Genomic DNA, 14,018 nt, shown 5'->3' on the forward strand with positions numbered 1-14,018 from the left:
CGGCCTCTGCAGCGCGGCCGCGAAGGCGGCTGCAGGACCATCATCCAGTGTAGCGGCGCTGTCAAGCACCCCCATCGAGCGCAACACCGTCATCGGCCTGCTATACAGTGACTATCGAAGAAGCTTTTTGATACGTTTTGGCCATGGACTACCGCCTGACCGCCACGCTGCTCGATTCCCTGGGCATTGCCCTGTGCGTCTTCGACGACCAGCACCGCACCGTGCTGTGGAACCAGAGCTTCCTGCGCTTCTTTCCAGAGCACGACGGCCACGTCCACGCCGGCGAGCCGTACGCGGACAACCTGCGCCGCTTCTACCGCCAGCGCTTGGCCCCGGACGACCTGCGCTACCTGGAGCGCCATGTGGCCGACGGCATCGCTCGGCACGTGCAGCAGACGCGCCCATACGTCTTCCAGCACCGGGGCCGCTGGCTGCGGGTGGCGGCGTCCTCCATGGGCGATGGGCACCGCGTGCGCATCTGGCTGGAGGTGGCCGAGGCCGCCCTTCCCATGCCCACCCAGGCGCCCGCACTGCCTCCCGCCGACCGGCCGACCGACGATGCGCTGCAGATGCTCGAACACGCGGGCGACGGCGCCTCGGTGCAAAGCGGCGACGGGCGGATCGTGTTTGCGAGCGACCACTTCCTTGCCATGTACGGCCTGCCCTCGAAGGTGGCGGCGCTCGGGCGCAGCTACGCCGAGGTGGTGCGCCAGCATTGGGCGTCGGCCTGCGCCCCGGACGAATACGCGGCGCGCGCCGAAGACATCGTCGCCGCCCTGCACGACAGCCTGAACTTCGCCGGGGTGCCGTTCGAGGTGCCGCTGCCCGGCGGCCGCTGGGTGCGGGTGGCCATGAACCGCATGGCCGACGGGCAGACCTGCGCCTTCCACACCGACATCAGCACCGACAAGCGGCGCCAGGACGAACTGCGCGCGCTGACGGACCAATTGCGCGAGGAAAGCCTGCACGATGCGCTCACAGGCCTGCAGAACCGGCGCGGGCTGCACTCGATCGTGCAAACGCTGTCCGGCCAGCCCGGGCCGCATGCCCTGCTGTACATCGACCTGGACGGTTTCAAGGCCGTGAACGACGCGGCGGGCCACGGCGCGGGCGACCAGGTGCTGTGCCAGGTGGCCGTGCTGCTGCGCCAGTCGGTGCGCATGGCCGACACGCTGGTGCGCATCGGCGGCGACGAGTTCGTCGTGGTGCTGCAGGCCTGCGAGACGCAGCAGGCGCAGGCCGTGGGGACGAAGATCGTCCAGGCCATCCACCAGCAGGACTTCGCCGCCGAAGGCGCCCGCTTCCGCGTGGGCGCCAGCGTGGGGGTGCGCGTCTTCTCCAGCCACAGCGACAGCCCCGACGTGGTGCTGCACGATGCCGACGTGGCCTGCTACCGGGCCAAGCACAACGGCCGCGGGCGCGTCGAGGTGTTCGGCGCGGGCGGCTGAGCGCGACCGGCTATTTGCGCATCACCGCCAGGCCCTTGAGGTATTCGCCCTCGGGAAACTCCAGCGTCATGGGGTGGTCGGGCGCGCCGCCCAGGCGCTCCAGGATGAAGCCGTCCACCCCCGCGTCGGCCCCGGCCGAGGCGACGATCTTGTGGAACAGGTCGGCGCTGATGCCGCCCGAACACGAGAAGGTGTACAGCATGCCACCCGGCTCCAGCAGCTGCAGCGCCAGGCGGTTGATGTCTTTGTAGGCGCGCGCGGCCCGGTCGGCGTGCGCGGCGGTCGGTGCGAACTTCGGCGGGTCCAGCACGATGGCGTCGAAGGTGCGCCCTTCCTTGAGGAACTGCCGCAGCGAGGCGTTCACGTCGGCATCGAGGAAATCCGCGCGGCCGGCCTCGAAGCCGTTCAGGGCGACGTGCGCCCGGGCGCGCTCCAGCGCCGGGCCGGACGAATCGATCGAGGTCACGTGCCCCGCCCCGCCCGAGAGCGCCGCGACGGTGAACCCGCCCGTGTAGCAATAGCAGTTGAGCACGCGCTGGAAGCCCAGGCGCTGCGTGGCGTCGGCGAAGCGCTTGCGGCTGTCGCGCTGGTCCAGATAGAAGCCGGTCTTGTGGCCTTCGGCGATGTCCAGCGTCAGGCGCCAGCCGTGTTCGCGGATCGACAGGCCCGTCTCGCCTTCGCCGCGCAGCCAGCCGGTGGCCGGCTCCAGCCCTTCCAGCCCGCGCACGCTGGCATCGGAGCGTTCGTAGAGGCGCGCCAGCCCGGTCTCCTGCAGCAGCGCGTCGGCGATCACGGCCTTCCAGCGCTCGGTGCCGGCGCTGGTGAACTGCGCCACCAGGGTGTCGCCATAGCGGTCCACGATCAGGCCGGGCAGCCCGTCGGACTCGCCGTGCACCAGGCGCACACCATCGCTTTCAATCCCGAATCGGCCTCTGGCGCATATGGAACGCCGGCATGCTGCTATGAAAAAAGAAGCATCGATGCGCTGGGTTTCGTCGAAGCTCCACACGCGTGCGCGGATGCGCGAGGTCGGGCTGAACGCGGCCCAGGCGAGGAACTGGCCTTCGTGCGATTCCACGCGCACGGTCTCGCCGCTGTCGCCGCCGCCCTTGGCGATGGCCGATTCGAAGATCCAGGGATGGCGGCGCAGCAGGGAGCGCTCTTTGCCGGGTCGAAGGCGTAGGGTTTTCATGCCCGCGATTGTGCGATGCCCGTGCGCCGCCCCGGCCACACCCATGGCGCGGGCCCGATGGCAAGCGGGGCGCGCCGGGAGGACGCAAAGCAACATTTGAGCATTGTTGAGAAACATCCGCTCACAGATTCCTACAATCCCCCCATCTCCAGCCCCCTGGCGGGAGACGCACACCCAAGCCCACAAGCATTCCAACAATTTCAGGGAGAAAACACCACATGCTGCACTTCGGTCCTTTGAAAGTCGCCACCCGCCTGGCCCTGCTCCTGGCCCTCCTGTGCCTGCTCGCCGCCGGCGTCGGCGCCGCCGGCCTGCTGGGCATGGCGGGCTCCAATGCCGCACTCGTGTCGGTCTATCACGACCGTGTCGTGCCGCTCAAGCAGATCAAGATCGTGGCGGACGCCTATGCCGTGAACGTCGTGGACACGGCGCACAAGGTGCGCGACGGCGCCATGACGCCCCGCCAGGGCCTCGACTCGATCGCCAGCGCACGCAAGGACATCGACGCCCAGTGGTCGGCCTACCTGTCCGCCCCGCTGATCGGCGAGGAGCGCCGGCTGGTCGCGCAATTTCGCCCGCTGCAACTGGCCGCCGATGCGGCGGTGGCGCGGCTCGAAGGCCTGCTGCACGCCGGCGACATCCCGGGGCTGACCGCCTTCGCCGCCCGCGAGATGTACCCGGCGCTCGACCCGCTGCAGACGGTGCTGTCGTCCCTCACGCAGGTGCAGCTGGACACGGCGCAGGCCGACTACGAAGCCGCCGAGGTGGCCTTCGCCGACACCCGCCTGGGGATCGTGGTGGCCGTGGCGGCGGGCGTGCTGGCCGCGCTCGGCTTCGGCTACCTCGTGGCGCGCAGCATCCTGCGCGAACTGGGCGCCGAGCCCGCCACCGCCGCCGCCCTGGCGCGCAGCGTGGCCCAGGGCGACCTCACCGTGGCCATCGCCCTCGCCCCCGGCGACGACACCAGCCTGATGGCGCAGCTGCGCCACATGCGTGACCACCTGGCCACCGTGGTGACCGCCATCCACGAGGGCGCCGAGAGCGTCTCGGCCGCTGCGGCGCAGATCGCCCAGGGCAACGGCGACCTGTCGGCGCGCACCGAGGGCCAGGCCGGCGCGCTGCAGCAGACGGCGGCGTCCATGGAGCAACTGAGCGCCACCGTGCGCCACAACGCCGACAGCGCGCGGCAGGCCGACCAGCTGGCGCAGACCGCGTCCGCCGTGGCCCGCGAGGGCGGCGCGGTGGTGTCGGACGTGATCCAGACCATGCGCGGCATCAACGACAGCAGCCGCCAGATCGCGGACATCATCGGTGTGATCGATGCCATCGCCTTCCAGACCAACATCCTGGCGCTGAACGCCGCCGTGGAAGCGGCCCGCGCCGGCAACCAGGGCCGGGGTTTCGCCGTGGTGGCGGGCGAGGTGCGGAACCTGGCCCAGCGCGCGGCGCAGGCGGCCGGCGAGATCAAGGGCCTCATCACCGCCAGCGTGGACCGCGTGAACGCGGGCACGGCCCTGGTGGACCGCGCAGGCCAGACCATGGGCAGCGTGGTGAGCAGCATCGGCGGCCTGACCGGCCTGGTCGGCGAGATCACCGCCGCCAGCCGCGAGCAGAGCGAGGGCGTGGACCAGATCAACGGCGCCGTGACGCAGATGGACCAGACCACCCAGCACAACGCCGCCATGGTCGAGGAAATGGCCGCGGCCGCGGCCGCCCTGAGCAGCCGAGCCCGCGAACTGCTGGCCTCGGTGGCGGCCTTCAAGCTGCCCCAGCACCCCGTCCTGGCGGCACCGCGCATCCCGCGGCGCTTGGTGCGCGGCTGATCCCGCCCGGCGGCCGGCCGCCGGCCTCCAGGCCCGGCGCCAGCGGCCGGCCCCTCAGTCGTCGGATTTCTTGCGGGCGCGCGGATGGGCCGCGTCGTACACCTTGGCCAGGTGCTGGAAATCGAGCCGCGTGTAGACCTGCGTGGTGGTGATGTTGGCGTGGCCGAGCAGCTCCTGCACCGCGCGCAGGTCGCCGCTCGACTGCAGCAGGTGGCTGGCGAACGAGTGGCGCAGCATGTGCGGGTGCACGGGCGTGGTCAGCCCCGCCTGCTGGCTGCGCTGGCGCAGGCGCAGCCAGATCGACTGCGCCGTGAGCCGTTGGCCGCGCTGGCCCACGAACAGCGCCGCATCCAGCCGCGCCGAAGCAGCGCCGCCAAAGGGCTGCGGGCGCTGCGCCAGCCAGGCCTGCAGCGCAGCCAGTGCGGCCGTTCCCACCGGCACGCTGCGGCGCTTGGAGCCCTTGCCGAACACATGCGCCTCGCCGGCCTCCAGGTCGATCCAGCCGCGGCCCTGGCGCTGGGTGTGGGGGCCGGGCGCGGCATCCAGCCCCACCAGCTCGCCCACCCGCAGGCCGCAGCCGTAGAGCAACTCCACCATGGCGGCGTCGCGCGCCTCCAGCCAGGGGTCGCCGCCCGCGTGCTCGAACTCGGCCAGGCGCACCGCATCGTCCACGGGCAGGGCCTTGGGCAGCGGCTTGGGCGCGCGCGGCGCCCGCACGCCCTGCACGGGGTTGTGCGGCACCAGGCCCTGCTGCCCGGCCCAGGTGAAGAACCCGCGCCATCCCGAGAGGATGAGCGCGATGCCGCGCCCGCTGCGCCCGCCGCTGTGCATCTGCGCCACGAAGCGGCGGATGTGCGCGGTGGCCATGCCCAGCAGCGGCACGCCCGCGCCTTCGGCGAAGCGGGCGAGCTTTTGCAGGTCCAGCGTGTACAGGGCCAGGGTGCGGGCAGCCAGGCGCTTTTCCACGCGCACGTGCTCCAGGTAGCGCAGCACCGCCGGATCGGTGGGCGCGGTGGCGGCCGGTGCCGGCTCGGCATCGGCGGTGGGCACCGGTTCGGTCATGGCAGGCGGCGATGCAGGGGAAAAGAAAGGCAGAAGGCACCGGCGGGCAAGGGGCCGGCGCCGCCGCTCAGCGCAGGCGCGAAAGCGCGCCGCTCGCCAGCTCCGCCATGCGGGCGAGAAAATCCGTGCCCATGGCGGCATCGAAGCGGTGCGGATCGGCCGAGCCCAGCACCAGCAGACCGAAGGCCGGCTCGGTGCTGTCGATCGCGCCTTCGCGCAGCGGCAGCAGGGCCAGCGACTGCACCTGCGATGCATCGGGCAGCCACGCCGTGGGCTCGAACCCCAGGTTGGGCCCGCAGAACGGCATGGTCAGCGACGAGGCGAAGGCCCGCGCATCCTCGCTCGCGCCCTGGGCATAGGCCGCACCGGCATAGGTGGGGGCCACGTCCCACAGGCGCAGCGCGGCCTGGGGAACGTCGAACAGGCGGCGGATGCCCTCCTCCACCACGTTCGGCAGGCTGGAGGGGTTGCGGGCCTCGGCCAGCTCGCGCGTCCAGCGGTGGATCTTGTGGGCGATGGCGGCGTTCTCGTTGCTGTTGCGCACCATTTCCATGATGCGCTGCTCCAGGCCCTTGATCTTCTCGCGCAGCATCTCGGCCTGGCGTTCCTGCAGGCTCACGGCCCGCTGGCCGTGGGGGCTGGTGATCTGCACGCTGGCCAGCACCTCGGCGTGGCGCTCGAAAAAGCCCGGCGTCTGCGCCAGGAACTCGGCGATGTCGTCTTCGGTGATGGGGGGAACCTGGGTGCTGTGGGGAATGGTCATGGTGTGTCGGGAATGTCGATCTGGCCTTCGAAGACGGTGGTGGCGGGACCGGTCATGAAGACCGGGTCCGTGTCGCCGCCGTTCCAGGCAATGGTGAGGAGGCCGCCACGGGTCTGCACGTCCACGCGCGCATCGAGCAGCCCCAGGCGGATGCCCGCCACCACGGCGGCGCAGGCGCCCGTGCCGCAGGCCAGCGTCTCGCCGGCGCCGCGCTCGTACACGCGCAGGCGCACCCGGGCGCGGTCCACGATCTGGAGATAGCCCGCATTCACGCGCTGCGGAAAGCGCGCATGGCGCTCGATGAGCGGGCCGGTCTGCGCGACGGGCGCGGTGTCCACGTCGTCCACGAGCTGCACCGCGTGCGGATTGCCCATGGAAACGACTGCTACAAAAATAATAGCATCATGCCCTAGTGAATCATGCGCCAGAGGCCATTTTTGCCCCAAGCCCTGCATGATGGGGGTGAGGCCCGTGGTGTCGAACGGCACGCGCGCGGTATCGAGCACCGGGCGGCCCATGTCCACCGTCACGCGGCCGTCGGGGGTGAGTTCGGGGGCGATGTCGCCAGCGCGGGTGCGCACGCGGATGCGGTCGCGGGTGGTCAGGCCCTTGTCGCGCACGAAGCGGGCGAAGCAGCGCGCGCCGTTGCCGCACTGCTCCACTTCGCCGCCGTCGGCGTTGTGGATGACGTATTCGAAGTCGATGCCCTCGGCGGGCGAGGGACGGACGGTGAGGATCTGGTCGGCGCCCACGCCGAAGTGGCGGTCGCCCAGGAAGCGGTACTGCGCGGCGGTGAGGCCGAGGCGGCCCTGGGTTTCATCGATCACGACGAAATCGTTGCCCGCGCCCTGCATCTTGGTGAAGCGGATGTGCATGGGGCCGGATTATCGTCCCCCCGACCGGGCCGCCATGTAACGGTTCATGCGGTTTGGCCTTCCGCCGGAACACCCGGCGGGAAGCCGCAGACAGTGCCGGAGCACGGCCAGGCGAACCAACGGAGCGAGACGGTTGAAGGCCGATCCATCTCAGCCGCTCGCCACCGCCAGCGCCGCATAGTCGCCCACCTGCAGGCCCAGGCCGGCCGGCACGAGCTGCACCCCGGCCGTGAGCGCCGGCAGGTACGCCGACACCTCGGCCTGCAGCGGCGGCAGCAGGTAGTCCTGATGGTGCAGGAACACGCTCCCCCCGAGGCTGATGCGCTGCAGATCCAGCGTGGCCACCAGGTTGTAGAGCATGCGGCCCAGCACGCGGCACATGCCCGCGACCGCGGCGTGCGCGGCGGCATCGCCCCGCTTGGCCGCATCGACCAGTTGTTCGGCGTCGTGGCCGAAGCGGCGCGGCATCGAGCTGCCGGCCACGAGCGACTCCACGTCGCCCACGTTGCCGCAGCCGCACAGGGCGTCGCCCGGCCCGTCGCTGGAAAAACTGTGGCCCGCATGGCCCGCGTTGCCGTTCTTGCCGCGCAGCACCCGGCCGTCCACGCACAGGCCCACGCCCACGCCGGTGCTCCAGGTCACGTAGGCGCAGTGGTTCAGGCCCTGCAGCGCGCCCCAGCGGCGCTCGGCAAGCAGCGCGGCGACGGCGTCGTTCTGCGCATGGACAGTGCCCAGCGCGGCCGCCAGCGGCGCCTGCAGCGGGATCTGCATCCAGTCGTTCGGCGCGTCGCGCCCGGGGCCGGCCAGGCCGCCGCAGATGTTGGGGGTGGCCAGCTCCACCTGGCCGTCACGCAGCGCGAAGGGGCCGCAGGCCGAGACGCCGGTGGCCTGCAATTGCGCGCGGGTGATGCCCGCTTCGGCGCAGGCCTCGTCCACCATGCGCAGGGCCTGCCGGGCCAGGGCGTCGGGTGCGCCGGTCTTGGCGGTGGGCTCGGTGCGGCGCGCCACCAGTTCGGCCAGGCCGGTGCCCGCGGGCGCCAGGGCGACGGCGATCTTCGTGCCGCCGATGTCGATGCATGCTCTCATTACCACCTCGCGTTCGTGCAGGGCCTGGGCCCGGCCGGCCCGCAAGGGCGGCGGTCAACGGACGCAGGCGTTGCCCGCCAGTATCGGCGGGGCGGCGGCGGCGGCATGTAGGCCAGGGCCGACCGCCGGCGCGCCCGGCGGGGACCTCAGATGGAGTAGCCCAGGACCATCGCCACGCCCGGCTCCTTGTTCGGGCGGCTGAAGCTCTCGCGGCTCAGGCGCGCCATGGGCAGGTTGAACTGCGCGGTGGCAAACCATTTCTTGTACAGCGGGTCGATCTCGCGGCTCGAGAACAGGCGGTTCAGCGTGCGGTCCACCACGGCGCCCAGCTCGGTATCGCCCTTGCGCATCATGATGGCGTAGGGCTCCACCGACAGCACGAACTTGCTCAACTCCACCTTGTCCGCGGCCTTGTTCTTGGCGGCCATGCCGAGCAGCAGCGAATCGTCGTTGGCATAGGCGCGCACGGTGCCGTCCTGGAAGGCCTTGTAGGCCTCGGTGTCGGACGCGAACACCTTGAGCTGCATCTTCACCTCGTTGACGGCGAGCTGGGTCAGGAGCTTTTCGGACGTCGTGCCCTTGCTCACTGCCACGGGCAGTCCGGCCAAGTCCTGCAGCACATCCATCTTGACGCCCTTGGGCACCAGAACGCGGATGCCCGCCACGAAGACGGTGTTGCTGAACGCCACGCGATCCTGCCGCGCCTTGGTGTTGGTGGTGGAGCCGCATTCGAGATCGATCTCGCCGGCTTCGAGCTTGGGGATGCGTTCCGTGCCGCTCACCACCTTGTATTTCACGTCCAGCTCCTTGAGCTTGAGCGTGCGCTTGATCTCATCGACCGCGGCCAGGCACAGGTCCACGGAGTAGCCCGCGGGGGCCTTCTTGTCGTCCAGGAACGAAAACGGCCAGGCCGCTTCGCGCACGCCCAGGGTGATGGAATGGGTTTCCTGGATGCGTTGCAAGGTGTTGGCCGGGCCCTGGGCCATGGCGGAAAACGGCGCGATGGCGCAGGCGAGCAGCGGCAGCAGCCGGGCGATAGAGCGGAACATGGGAAAAACGACTTTCAAAGGGGCGGCCGGGACATCGGGCGCGCCCAGTGTGACAAGGGCAGATGGAAAATCCGTGACAGGCGACGCGCGGGCCTCACACCCACTTGGCGATCAGGCTCGCCAAGGCGCTGAGCAGCAGCGTGCTGGTGAGTGGAATGAACCACTCGCGACCGAACAGACGGAACCGGAAGTCCCCCGGCAGACGCCCCATCCCCAGGCGCTGCAGCAGCGGCGTGAGGCCGTTGATGAGCACCAGCGCGAGAAAAACGACGATCAGCCAGCGAAACATGGGCTGCAAGTGTAGGGCTTGCGGATTTTCGCCCCCCGGATCGGCCGGCCAGGGGCCTGAAAGCCCAGGGGCATGGCCCCCGCCCGCACGCGCCCCCGTGCAGCGGGCCGTTCGGTCAGCGCTGCACACCCCAGCGGCGCACCGTCAGGCGCTCCAGGGTGTGAAAGCCCAGCGTCTCCACCAGCAGCCCGATGAGGATCACGAGCGCCAGGCCGGCGAACACCTTGTCGGTGTAGAGCTCGTTGCGGTTCTGGAAGATGTACCAGCCCAGCCCCCCCTTGCCCGACGACGCGCCGAACACCAGCTCGGCGGCGATCAGCGTGCGCCAGGCAAAGGCCCAGCCGATCTTCAGGCCCGACAGGATGGACGGCAGCGCCGCCGGCACCAGGATCTGCAGCACGTAGCGGATGCCCGTGAGGCCGTAGTTGCGCCCGGCCATGCGCAGGGTCTCGGGCACGCCCTGAAAGCCCGCGTAGGTGGCCAGCGACAGCGGCCACAGCACCGAGTGCACCAGCACGAACACCAGGCTGCCCTGCCCCAGGCCGAACCACAGCAGCGCCAGCGGCAGCAGCGCGATCGCGGGCAGCGGGTTGAACATGGCGGTCAGCGTGGACAGCAGATCGCGCCCGAACTGGGTCGAGACCGCCAGCGTGGTCAGCACGAAGGCCCCCGCGATGCCGGCCAGGTAGCCCTTGAGCAGCACCGACAGCGAGATCGCGGCCTTGGCCAGCAGCTCGCCCGACGCCAGGCCTTCGGCCAGGGCCCGGGCGGTCTGCACGAAGGTGGGCAGCAGCAGATCGTTGTCCTGCCAGCGCGCCAGCAGCTCCCACAGCACGGCCAGCACCGCCAGGATGGCGAGCCGCCGCACGGCCTGCTGCTGCCAAACGCGGGCGAACAGCGGCAGCGGCTGCTGGGGCGCAATGCCTTCGAGCGGCGCGAGCGGGCCTTCGAACTCCGGCCGCACGGGCGGCTCGGGCCGCGCACGGGGCGCGGCGTCCATGGGAGGGGTGAGGGCAGCGGTCATACGGAAATCTGAAAAGGCAGGCCGCTGATCGGCCGCGCCGCGGCAGAAGGCACGGCCCGCTCGTGCGCCTGCACCTCGGCCTGCACCGGCCCGGCAGCGCCGCCTCCGGGCGCCGGCTCGTCGAACAGCAGCCGGTGGATGCGCTGGGCCGTGGCCTGGAACGCCGTGCCGCCCAGGCTGTGCAGCCCGAACTGGTGGCAGTTGACCTCGGCGCGCAGCCGCCCCGGGTGCGGCGACAGGATGGCGATGCGGTTGCCCACCACCAGCGCTTCTTCGATGGAATGGGTGACGAAGATCAGCGTGAAGCGGAACTCGTCCCACAGCCCCAGCAGTTCCTCCTGCATGCGGCGGCGCGTGAGCGCATCGAGCGCGGCGAAGGGTTCGTCCATCAGCAGCACGCGCGGCTGCATGGCCAGGGCGCGGGCGATGGCCACGCGCTGCTTCATGCCGCCCGACAGCTGGTGCGGGTGCGCATCGGCGAACCGGAACAGCCCCACCTTGTCGAGGTAGAGCGCCGCGCGTTCCGCGGCTTCGGCGCGGCTGGCGCGGCGTGCGGCCAGCAGCGGGAACATGACGTTCTCACGAACGGTCTTCCAGGGCGGCAACTGGTCAAATTCCTGGAACACCACCACGCGGTCGGGCCCGGGCCGCGTGACGGGCTGGCCGTCGAGCACGATGCGGCCTTCGCTCGGCGGGATGAAGCCCGCAATGGCCTTGAGCAGCGTCGATTTGCCGCAGCCCGAGGCGCCCAGCAGCACGAAGCGGTCGGCCGCATGCACCTGGAAATCCACCCGGTGCGTGGCCCGCACCACGGTGTCGCGCGTGCGGTAGTCGATGCTCACGCCCTCCACATGCAGCAGCGCCGAGGGGTCCGCCGCGCGGGTGGGCAGAGGCCCGGCCGCCGGGGCCGCGCCGCCGGTCTCGGGCTCCAGGCGCTCCATCAGCGCGGGGGAAAGGGGTCCCAGCCGCATGGCGCGCTTCAGTTGCCGCCCGCGGTGTGGGCGTCTTCGAAGAAATAGTCCTTGAGCGTGGTCGGCGCGTTCTTGATGGCGCCCACGCGGTGCAGGAACTGGCCCATGCCCAGCGTGTTCTCGGGTCGCACCTTGAACTGGACTTCCGGGTTCTTGATGATCTTGAGCAGCAGGTCCCGGTCGGTCTTGGCACCGGTCACGCGTAGGTAGATGTCCGCCGCTTTCTCGGGGTGGGCGGTGATGAACTTGGCGGCCTCGTCCAGGCCATCCAGAAACGCCTTGTAGGTCTTGGGGCTCTCGCGGCGGAATTTCTCGGTCGCGTACAGCACGGTGGCCGACGAAGGCCCGCCCAGCACGTCGTAGGAGTTGAGCACGATGCGCGCGGCCGGGTTGCCGGCCAGTTCCTGTTCCTGGAACGGCGGGTTGCCGAAATGGCCCGTGATCTCGGTGCCGCCCTTGATGATCGCGGCGGCGGCATCGGGGTGCGGCAGGGCCACCTGGATCTTGTCCAGGCGGTTGAACTCCTTGTCGCCCCAGAGCTTGGCCGAGGCCATCTGCAGCACGCGCGACTGCACCGACACGCCGACGGCGGGCAGCGCGATGCGGTCCTGCTCGGTGAAGTCGGCCAGCGTCTTCACCTTGGGGTTGTTGCTCACCAGGTAGTACGGAAAGTTGCCCAGCGAGGCCACGCCCTTCACGTTCTGGCGGCCCTTGGTGCGGTCCCACAGCGTGAACAGCGGGCCCACGCCAGCACCTGCGATGTCGATGTCGATGTTGCCGGACAGCAGGGCATCGTTGACCGCCGAGCCGCCGGACAGCTGGAGGTAATCGACCTGGATGTCGATGCCCGCCGCCTTGCCGTGCTTTTCGATGAGCTTCTGATCCTGCGCCACGTTCAACAGCAGATACACCACGCCGAACTGCTGCGCGATGCGCAACTGGCCTTCGGCCGCGTGCGAAGCGGCGGGCAGCCCCAGGCCGCAGGCGATGAGGCCGGCAGCGGCCAGGGCGGCAAGGGTGCGGCGGGCGATGCCGCGGCGTGAAGACTGGTGCATGGTGGGCATTTCCTGGCGCGAGAAGCGAGAAGCAACGAAGAAGGGGAAGGGAGGAACGCAGGGCGAAGGCGGCGGCCGTTCAGAACGGCAGGTCGCCCTCGACCGTGGTGCGGTAGAGCTTGCGGCGCTCGCTGTCGGGCGTGCCGGCCGCCAGGTGCATGACCGAGCGGTTGTCCCAGAACACGAGGTCGTGCGGCAGCCAGCGGTGCCGGTACAGGAACTCGGACCGCACGCTGGCGGCGAACAGTTCGTCCAGCAGAGCGCGGCTTTCATCGTCAGGCAGGCCGACGAGGCGCGTGGTGAAGTGCTCGCTCACGAAGAGCGCCTTGCGGCCGGTTTCGGGGTGGGTGCGCACCACCGGATGCACCGCAGGCGCCACCTCGTCGATCTGCGCCTGCGTGAGCTTCGGGCGCCAGGGGCTGCGAGCGCGCAACGCTTCGTACTTGGCCAGGTAGCTGTGCTCGGCCGACAGCGGGGCGATGGCGTTCTTGAGCGCCAGGGGCAAGGCATCGTAGGCCGCGTGCTGGTCGGCGAACAGCGTGTCGCCGCCCTCTCCGGGCAGCTCCTGCGCATGCAGCAGCGAGCCCAGGCTGGGCTTTTCCTTGTACGACAGATCGGAATGCCAGTAGTGGCCCGCATCGCCCAGCCCGATGGGCTGGCCGCCTGCGTCCTTGATGTTGGAGACGATCAGGATCTCGGGGTGATCGGCCAGCTGGAAGTTCTTCAGCACATGGATCTGCAGCGGGCCGAAGCGGCGGCTGAAATCGATGTGCTGGCGCGGGGTGATGCGCTGGTCGCGGAACACCAGCACGTGGTGCGCAAGGTGCGCGCGGTGGATGCGGTCGAAGTCCTGCGCGCCGAGGGGCCGCGACAGATCGAGGCCCACCACCTCGGCGCCCAGCGGGCCCGCGGCGCCGGCCACCGGGCGGATATCGAAGGGCTGCGGCGCGGCATCATCGTCCAGGGCGATGGCCGTCGCGGAAACCGGGGCGTGGGACAGAACTGCCGACATGGTGAACCACCTTTGAACGGGCCCGGCGGGGCCCTCTGGGTTGCCACTTTATTCAGCACACCTCCAAACCGGAACGAATGATTTATGCATTGCTAACTACAAAATCATCTATCGACACGGTGCCCCCACTGCTTGCCCAGTGCTGGCACCCGTCACGAAACGGACGCCTGACCTTGGCATATTGGGTGCTTGTGCCCTTTCAAGCAAAAGATAACACTGGGCACCCATGCCCCCCATCGCACCGACCGGGGCCGCACGGAACACGCACACGCACACCCCCTCCCCCGTTCTTTCGCGATGCTCCAGGACACCGGCGCCTGCGGGTGAACGGAGCCACCCGGCACCACCGGACCGCGGGCACGGCCCCTG

At 70.2% G+C, this 14,018-nt stretch carries 13 protein-coding genes; 2 read left to right on the forward strand and 11 right to left on the reverse strand.

Annotated elements, in window-relative coordinates; all coding sequences use genetic code 11:
* Positions 1 to 143: 143 nt before the first annotated feature.
* Entirely contained in the window at positions 144 to 1,448 is a 1,305-nt protein-coding gene (locus AVMA1855_RS11945; protein WP_284425863.1) for a sensor domain-containing diguanylate cyclase, read from the forward strand.
* A 10-nt stretch (positions 1,449 to 1,458) separates the two neighbouring features.
* On the opposite strand, the gene AVMA1855_RS11950 is transcribed toward AVMA1855_RS11945, so the two are convergent.
* Entirely contained in the window at positions 1,459 to 2,640 is a 1,182-nt protein-coding gene (locus AVMA1855_RS11950; RefSeq protein ID WP_284425864.1) for a class I SAM-dependent rRNA methyltransferase, read from the reverse strand.
* A gap of 218 nt (positions 2,641 to 2,858) precedes the next feature.
* Between AVMA1855_RS11950 and AVMA1855_RS11955 the strand changes: the two genes are divergently transcribed.
* Complete coding sequence (locus AVMA1855_RS11955; RefSeq protein WP_284425865.1) at positions 2,859 to 4,463, forward strand: methyl-accepting chemotaxis protein; 1,605 nt, start codon at positions 2,859 to 2,861, stop codon at positions 4,461 to 4,463.
* A gap of 54 nt (positions 4,464 to 4,517) precedes the next feature.
* Here AVMA1855_RS11955 and AVMA1855_RS11960 read toward each other — a convergent pair whose 3' ends face one another.
* The 10 genes from AVMA1855_RS11960 to AVMA1855_RS12005 form a co-directional block, all read right to left on the reverse strand.
* Positions 4,518 to 5,525: a tyrosine-type recombinase/integrase gene (locus tag AVMA1855_RS11960; protein ID WP_284425866.1), complete on the reverse strand. Its 1,008-nt coding sequence runs from the start codon at positions 5,523 to 5,525 to the stop codon at positions 4,518 to 4,520.
* Positions 5,526 to 5,592: 67 nt separating this feature from the next.
* Positions 5,593 to 6,288: a DUF484 family protein gene (locus tag AVMA1855_RS11965; protein WP_272567184.1), complete on the reverse strand. Its 696-nt coding sequence runs from the start codon at positions 6,286 to 6,288 to the stop codon at positions 5,593 to 5,595.
* The gene (gene dapF / locus AVMA1855_RS11970) at positions 6,285 to 7,163 is read right to left on the reverse strand and encodes a diaminopimelate epimerase (RefSeq protein WP_284425867.1); all 879 of its coding nucleotides are present in this window, start codon (positions 7,161 to 7,163) and stop codon (positions 6,285 to 6,287) included. Before dapF ends, AVMA1855_RS11965 begins: the two co-directional genes overlap by 4 nt.
* A 150-nt stretch (positions 7,164 to 7,313) precedes the next feature.
* Entirely contained in the window at positions 7,314 to 8,249 is a 936-nt protein-coding gene (locus AVMA1855_RS11975; RefSeq protein WP_284425868.1) for an ROK family protein, read from the reverse strand.
* Positions 8,250 to 8,395: 146 nt separating this feature from the next.
* The gene (locus AVMA1855_RS11980; protein ID WP_284425869.1) at positions 8,396 to 9,298 is read right to left on the reverse strand and encodes an amino acid ABC transporter substrate-binding protein; all 903 of its coding nucleotides are present in this window, start codon (positions 9,296 to 9,298) and stop codon (positions 8,396 to 8,398) included.
* 94 nt (positions 9,299 to 9,392) lie between these two features.
* Complete coding sequence (locus tag AVMA1855_RS11985) at positions 9,393 to 9,587, reverse strand: DUF2905 domain-containing protein (RefSeq protein ID WP_272549218.1); 195 nt, start codon at positions 9,585 to 9,587, stop codon at positions 9,393 to 9,395.
* Between the two features lie 115 nt (positions 9,588 to 9,702).
* Complete coding sequence (locus AVMA1855_RS11990) at positions 9,703 to 10,611, reverse strand: ABC transporter permease (RefSeq protein WP_284425870.1); 909 nt, start codon at positions 10,609 to 10,611, stop codon at positions 9,703 to 9,705.
* On the reverse strand, positions 10,608 to 11,582 hold the full coding sequence (locus AVMA1855_RS11995; RefSeq protein WP_284425871.1) for an ABC transporter ATP-binding protein: 975 nt from the start codon (positions 11,580 to 11,582) through the stop codon (positions 10,608 to 10,610). The genes AVMA1855_RS11990 and AVMA1855_RS11995 overlap by 4 nt, the downstream gene beginning before the upstream one ends.
* 8 nt (positions 11,583 to 11,590) lie before the next feature.
* Positions 11,591 to 12,637 carry an ABC transporter substrate-binding protein gene (locus AVMA1855_RS12000; RefSeq protein ID WP_284425872.1) on the reverse strand — a complete coding sequence of 349 codons (1,047 nt, stop codon included), beginning with the start codon at positions 12,635 to 12,637 and terminating at the stop codon, positions 11,591 to 11,593.
* 79 nt (positions 12,638 to 12,716) lie between these two features.
* Entirely contained in the window at positions 12,717 to 13,649 is a 933-nt protein-coding gene (locus AVMA1855_RS12005) for a TauD/TfdA dioxygenase family protein (RefSeq protein WP_284425873.1), read from the reverse strand.
* Positions 13,650 to 14,018: the final 369 nt, after the last annotated feature.

The sequence above is a fragment of the Acidovorax sp. SUPP1855 genome, from assembly GCF_030158955.1.
GTDB lineage: Bacteria > Pseudomonadota > Gammaproteobacteria > Burkholderiales > Burkholderiaceae_C > Paracidovorax.

Excerpts from the sequence above, each read along its gene's own strand:
- AVMA1855_RS11945 (WP_284425863.1), top strand. The coding sequence starts at position 144 with ATGGACTACCGCCTGACCGCCACGCTGCTCGATTCCCTGGGCATTGCC.
- AVMA1855_RS11950 (WP_284425864.1), bottom strand. The coding sequence starts at position 2,640 with ATGAAAACCCTACGCCTTCGACCCGGCAAAGAGCGCTCCCTGCTGCGC.
- AVMA1855_RS11955 (WP_284425865.1), top strand. The coding sequence starts at position 2,859 with ATGCTGCACTTCGGTCCTTTGAAAGTCGCCACCCGCCTGGCCCTGCTC.
- AVMA1855_RS11960 (WP_284425866.1), bottom strand. The coding sequence starts at position 5,525 with ATGACCGAACCGGTGCCCACCGCCGATGCCGAGCCGGCACCGGCCGCC.
- AVMA1855_RS11965 (WP_272567184.1), bottom strand. The coding sequence starts at position 6,288 with ATGACCATTCCCCACAGCACCCAGGTTCCCCCCATCACCGAAGACGAC.
- dapF (WP_284425867.1), bottom strand. The coding sequence starts at position 7,163 with ATGCACATCCGCTTCACCAAGATGCAGGGCGCGGGCAACGATTTCGTC.
- AVMA1855_RS11975 (WP_284425868.1), bottom strand. The coding sequence starts at position 8,249 with ATGAGAGCATGCATCGACATCGGCGGCACGAAGATCGCCGTCGCCCTG.
- AVMA1855_RS11980 (WP_284425869.1), bottom strand. The coding sequence starts at position 9,298 with ATGTTCCGCTCTATCGCCCGGCTGCTGCCGCTGCTCGCCTGCGCCATC.
- AVMA1855_RS11985 (WP_272549218.1), bottom strand. The coding sequence starts at position 9,587 with ATGTTTCGCTGGCTGATCGTCGTTTTTCTCGCGCTGGTGCTCATCAAC.
- AVMA1855_RS11990 (WP_284425870.1), bottom strand. The coding sequence starts at position 10,611 with ATGACCGCTGCCCTCACCCCTCCCATGGACGCCGCGCCCCGTGCGCGG.
- AVMA1855_RS11995 (WP_284425871.1), bottom strand. The coding sequence starts at position 11,582 with ATGCGGCTGGGACCCCTTTCCCCCGCGCTGATGGAGCGCCTGGAGCCC.
- AVMA1855_RS12000 (WP_284425872.1), bottom strand. The coding sequence starts at position 12,637 with ATGCACCAGTCTTCACGCCGCGGCATCGCCCGCCGCACCCTTGCCGCC.
- AVMA1855_RS12005 (WP_284425873.1), bottom strand. The coding sequence starts at position 13,649 with ATGTCGGCAGTTCTGTCCCACGCCCCGGTTTCCGCGACGGCCATCGCC.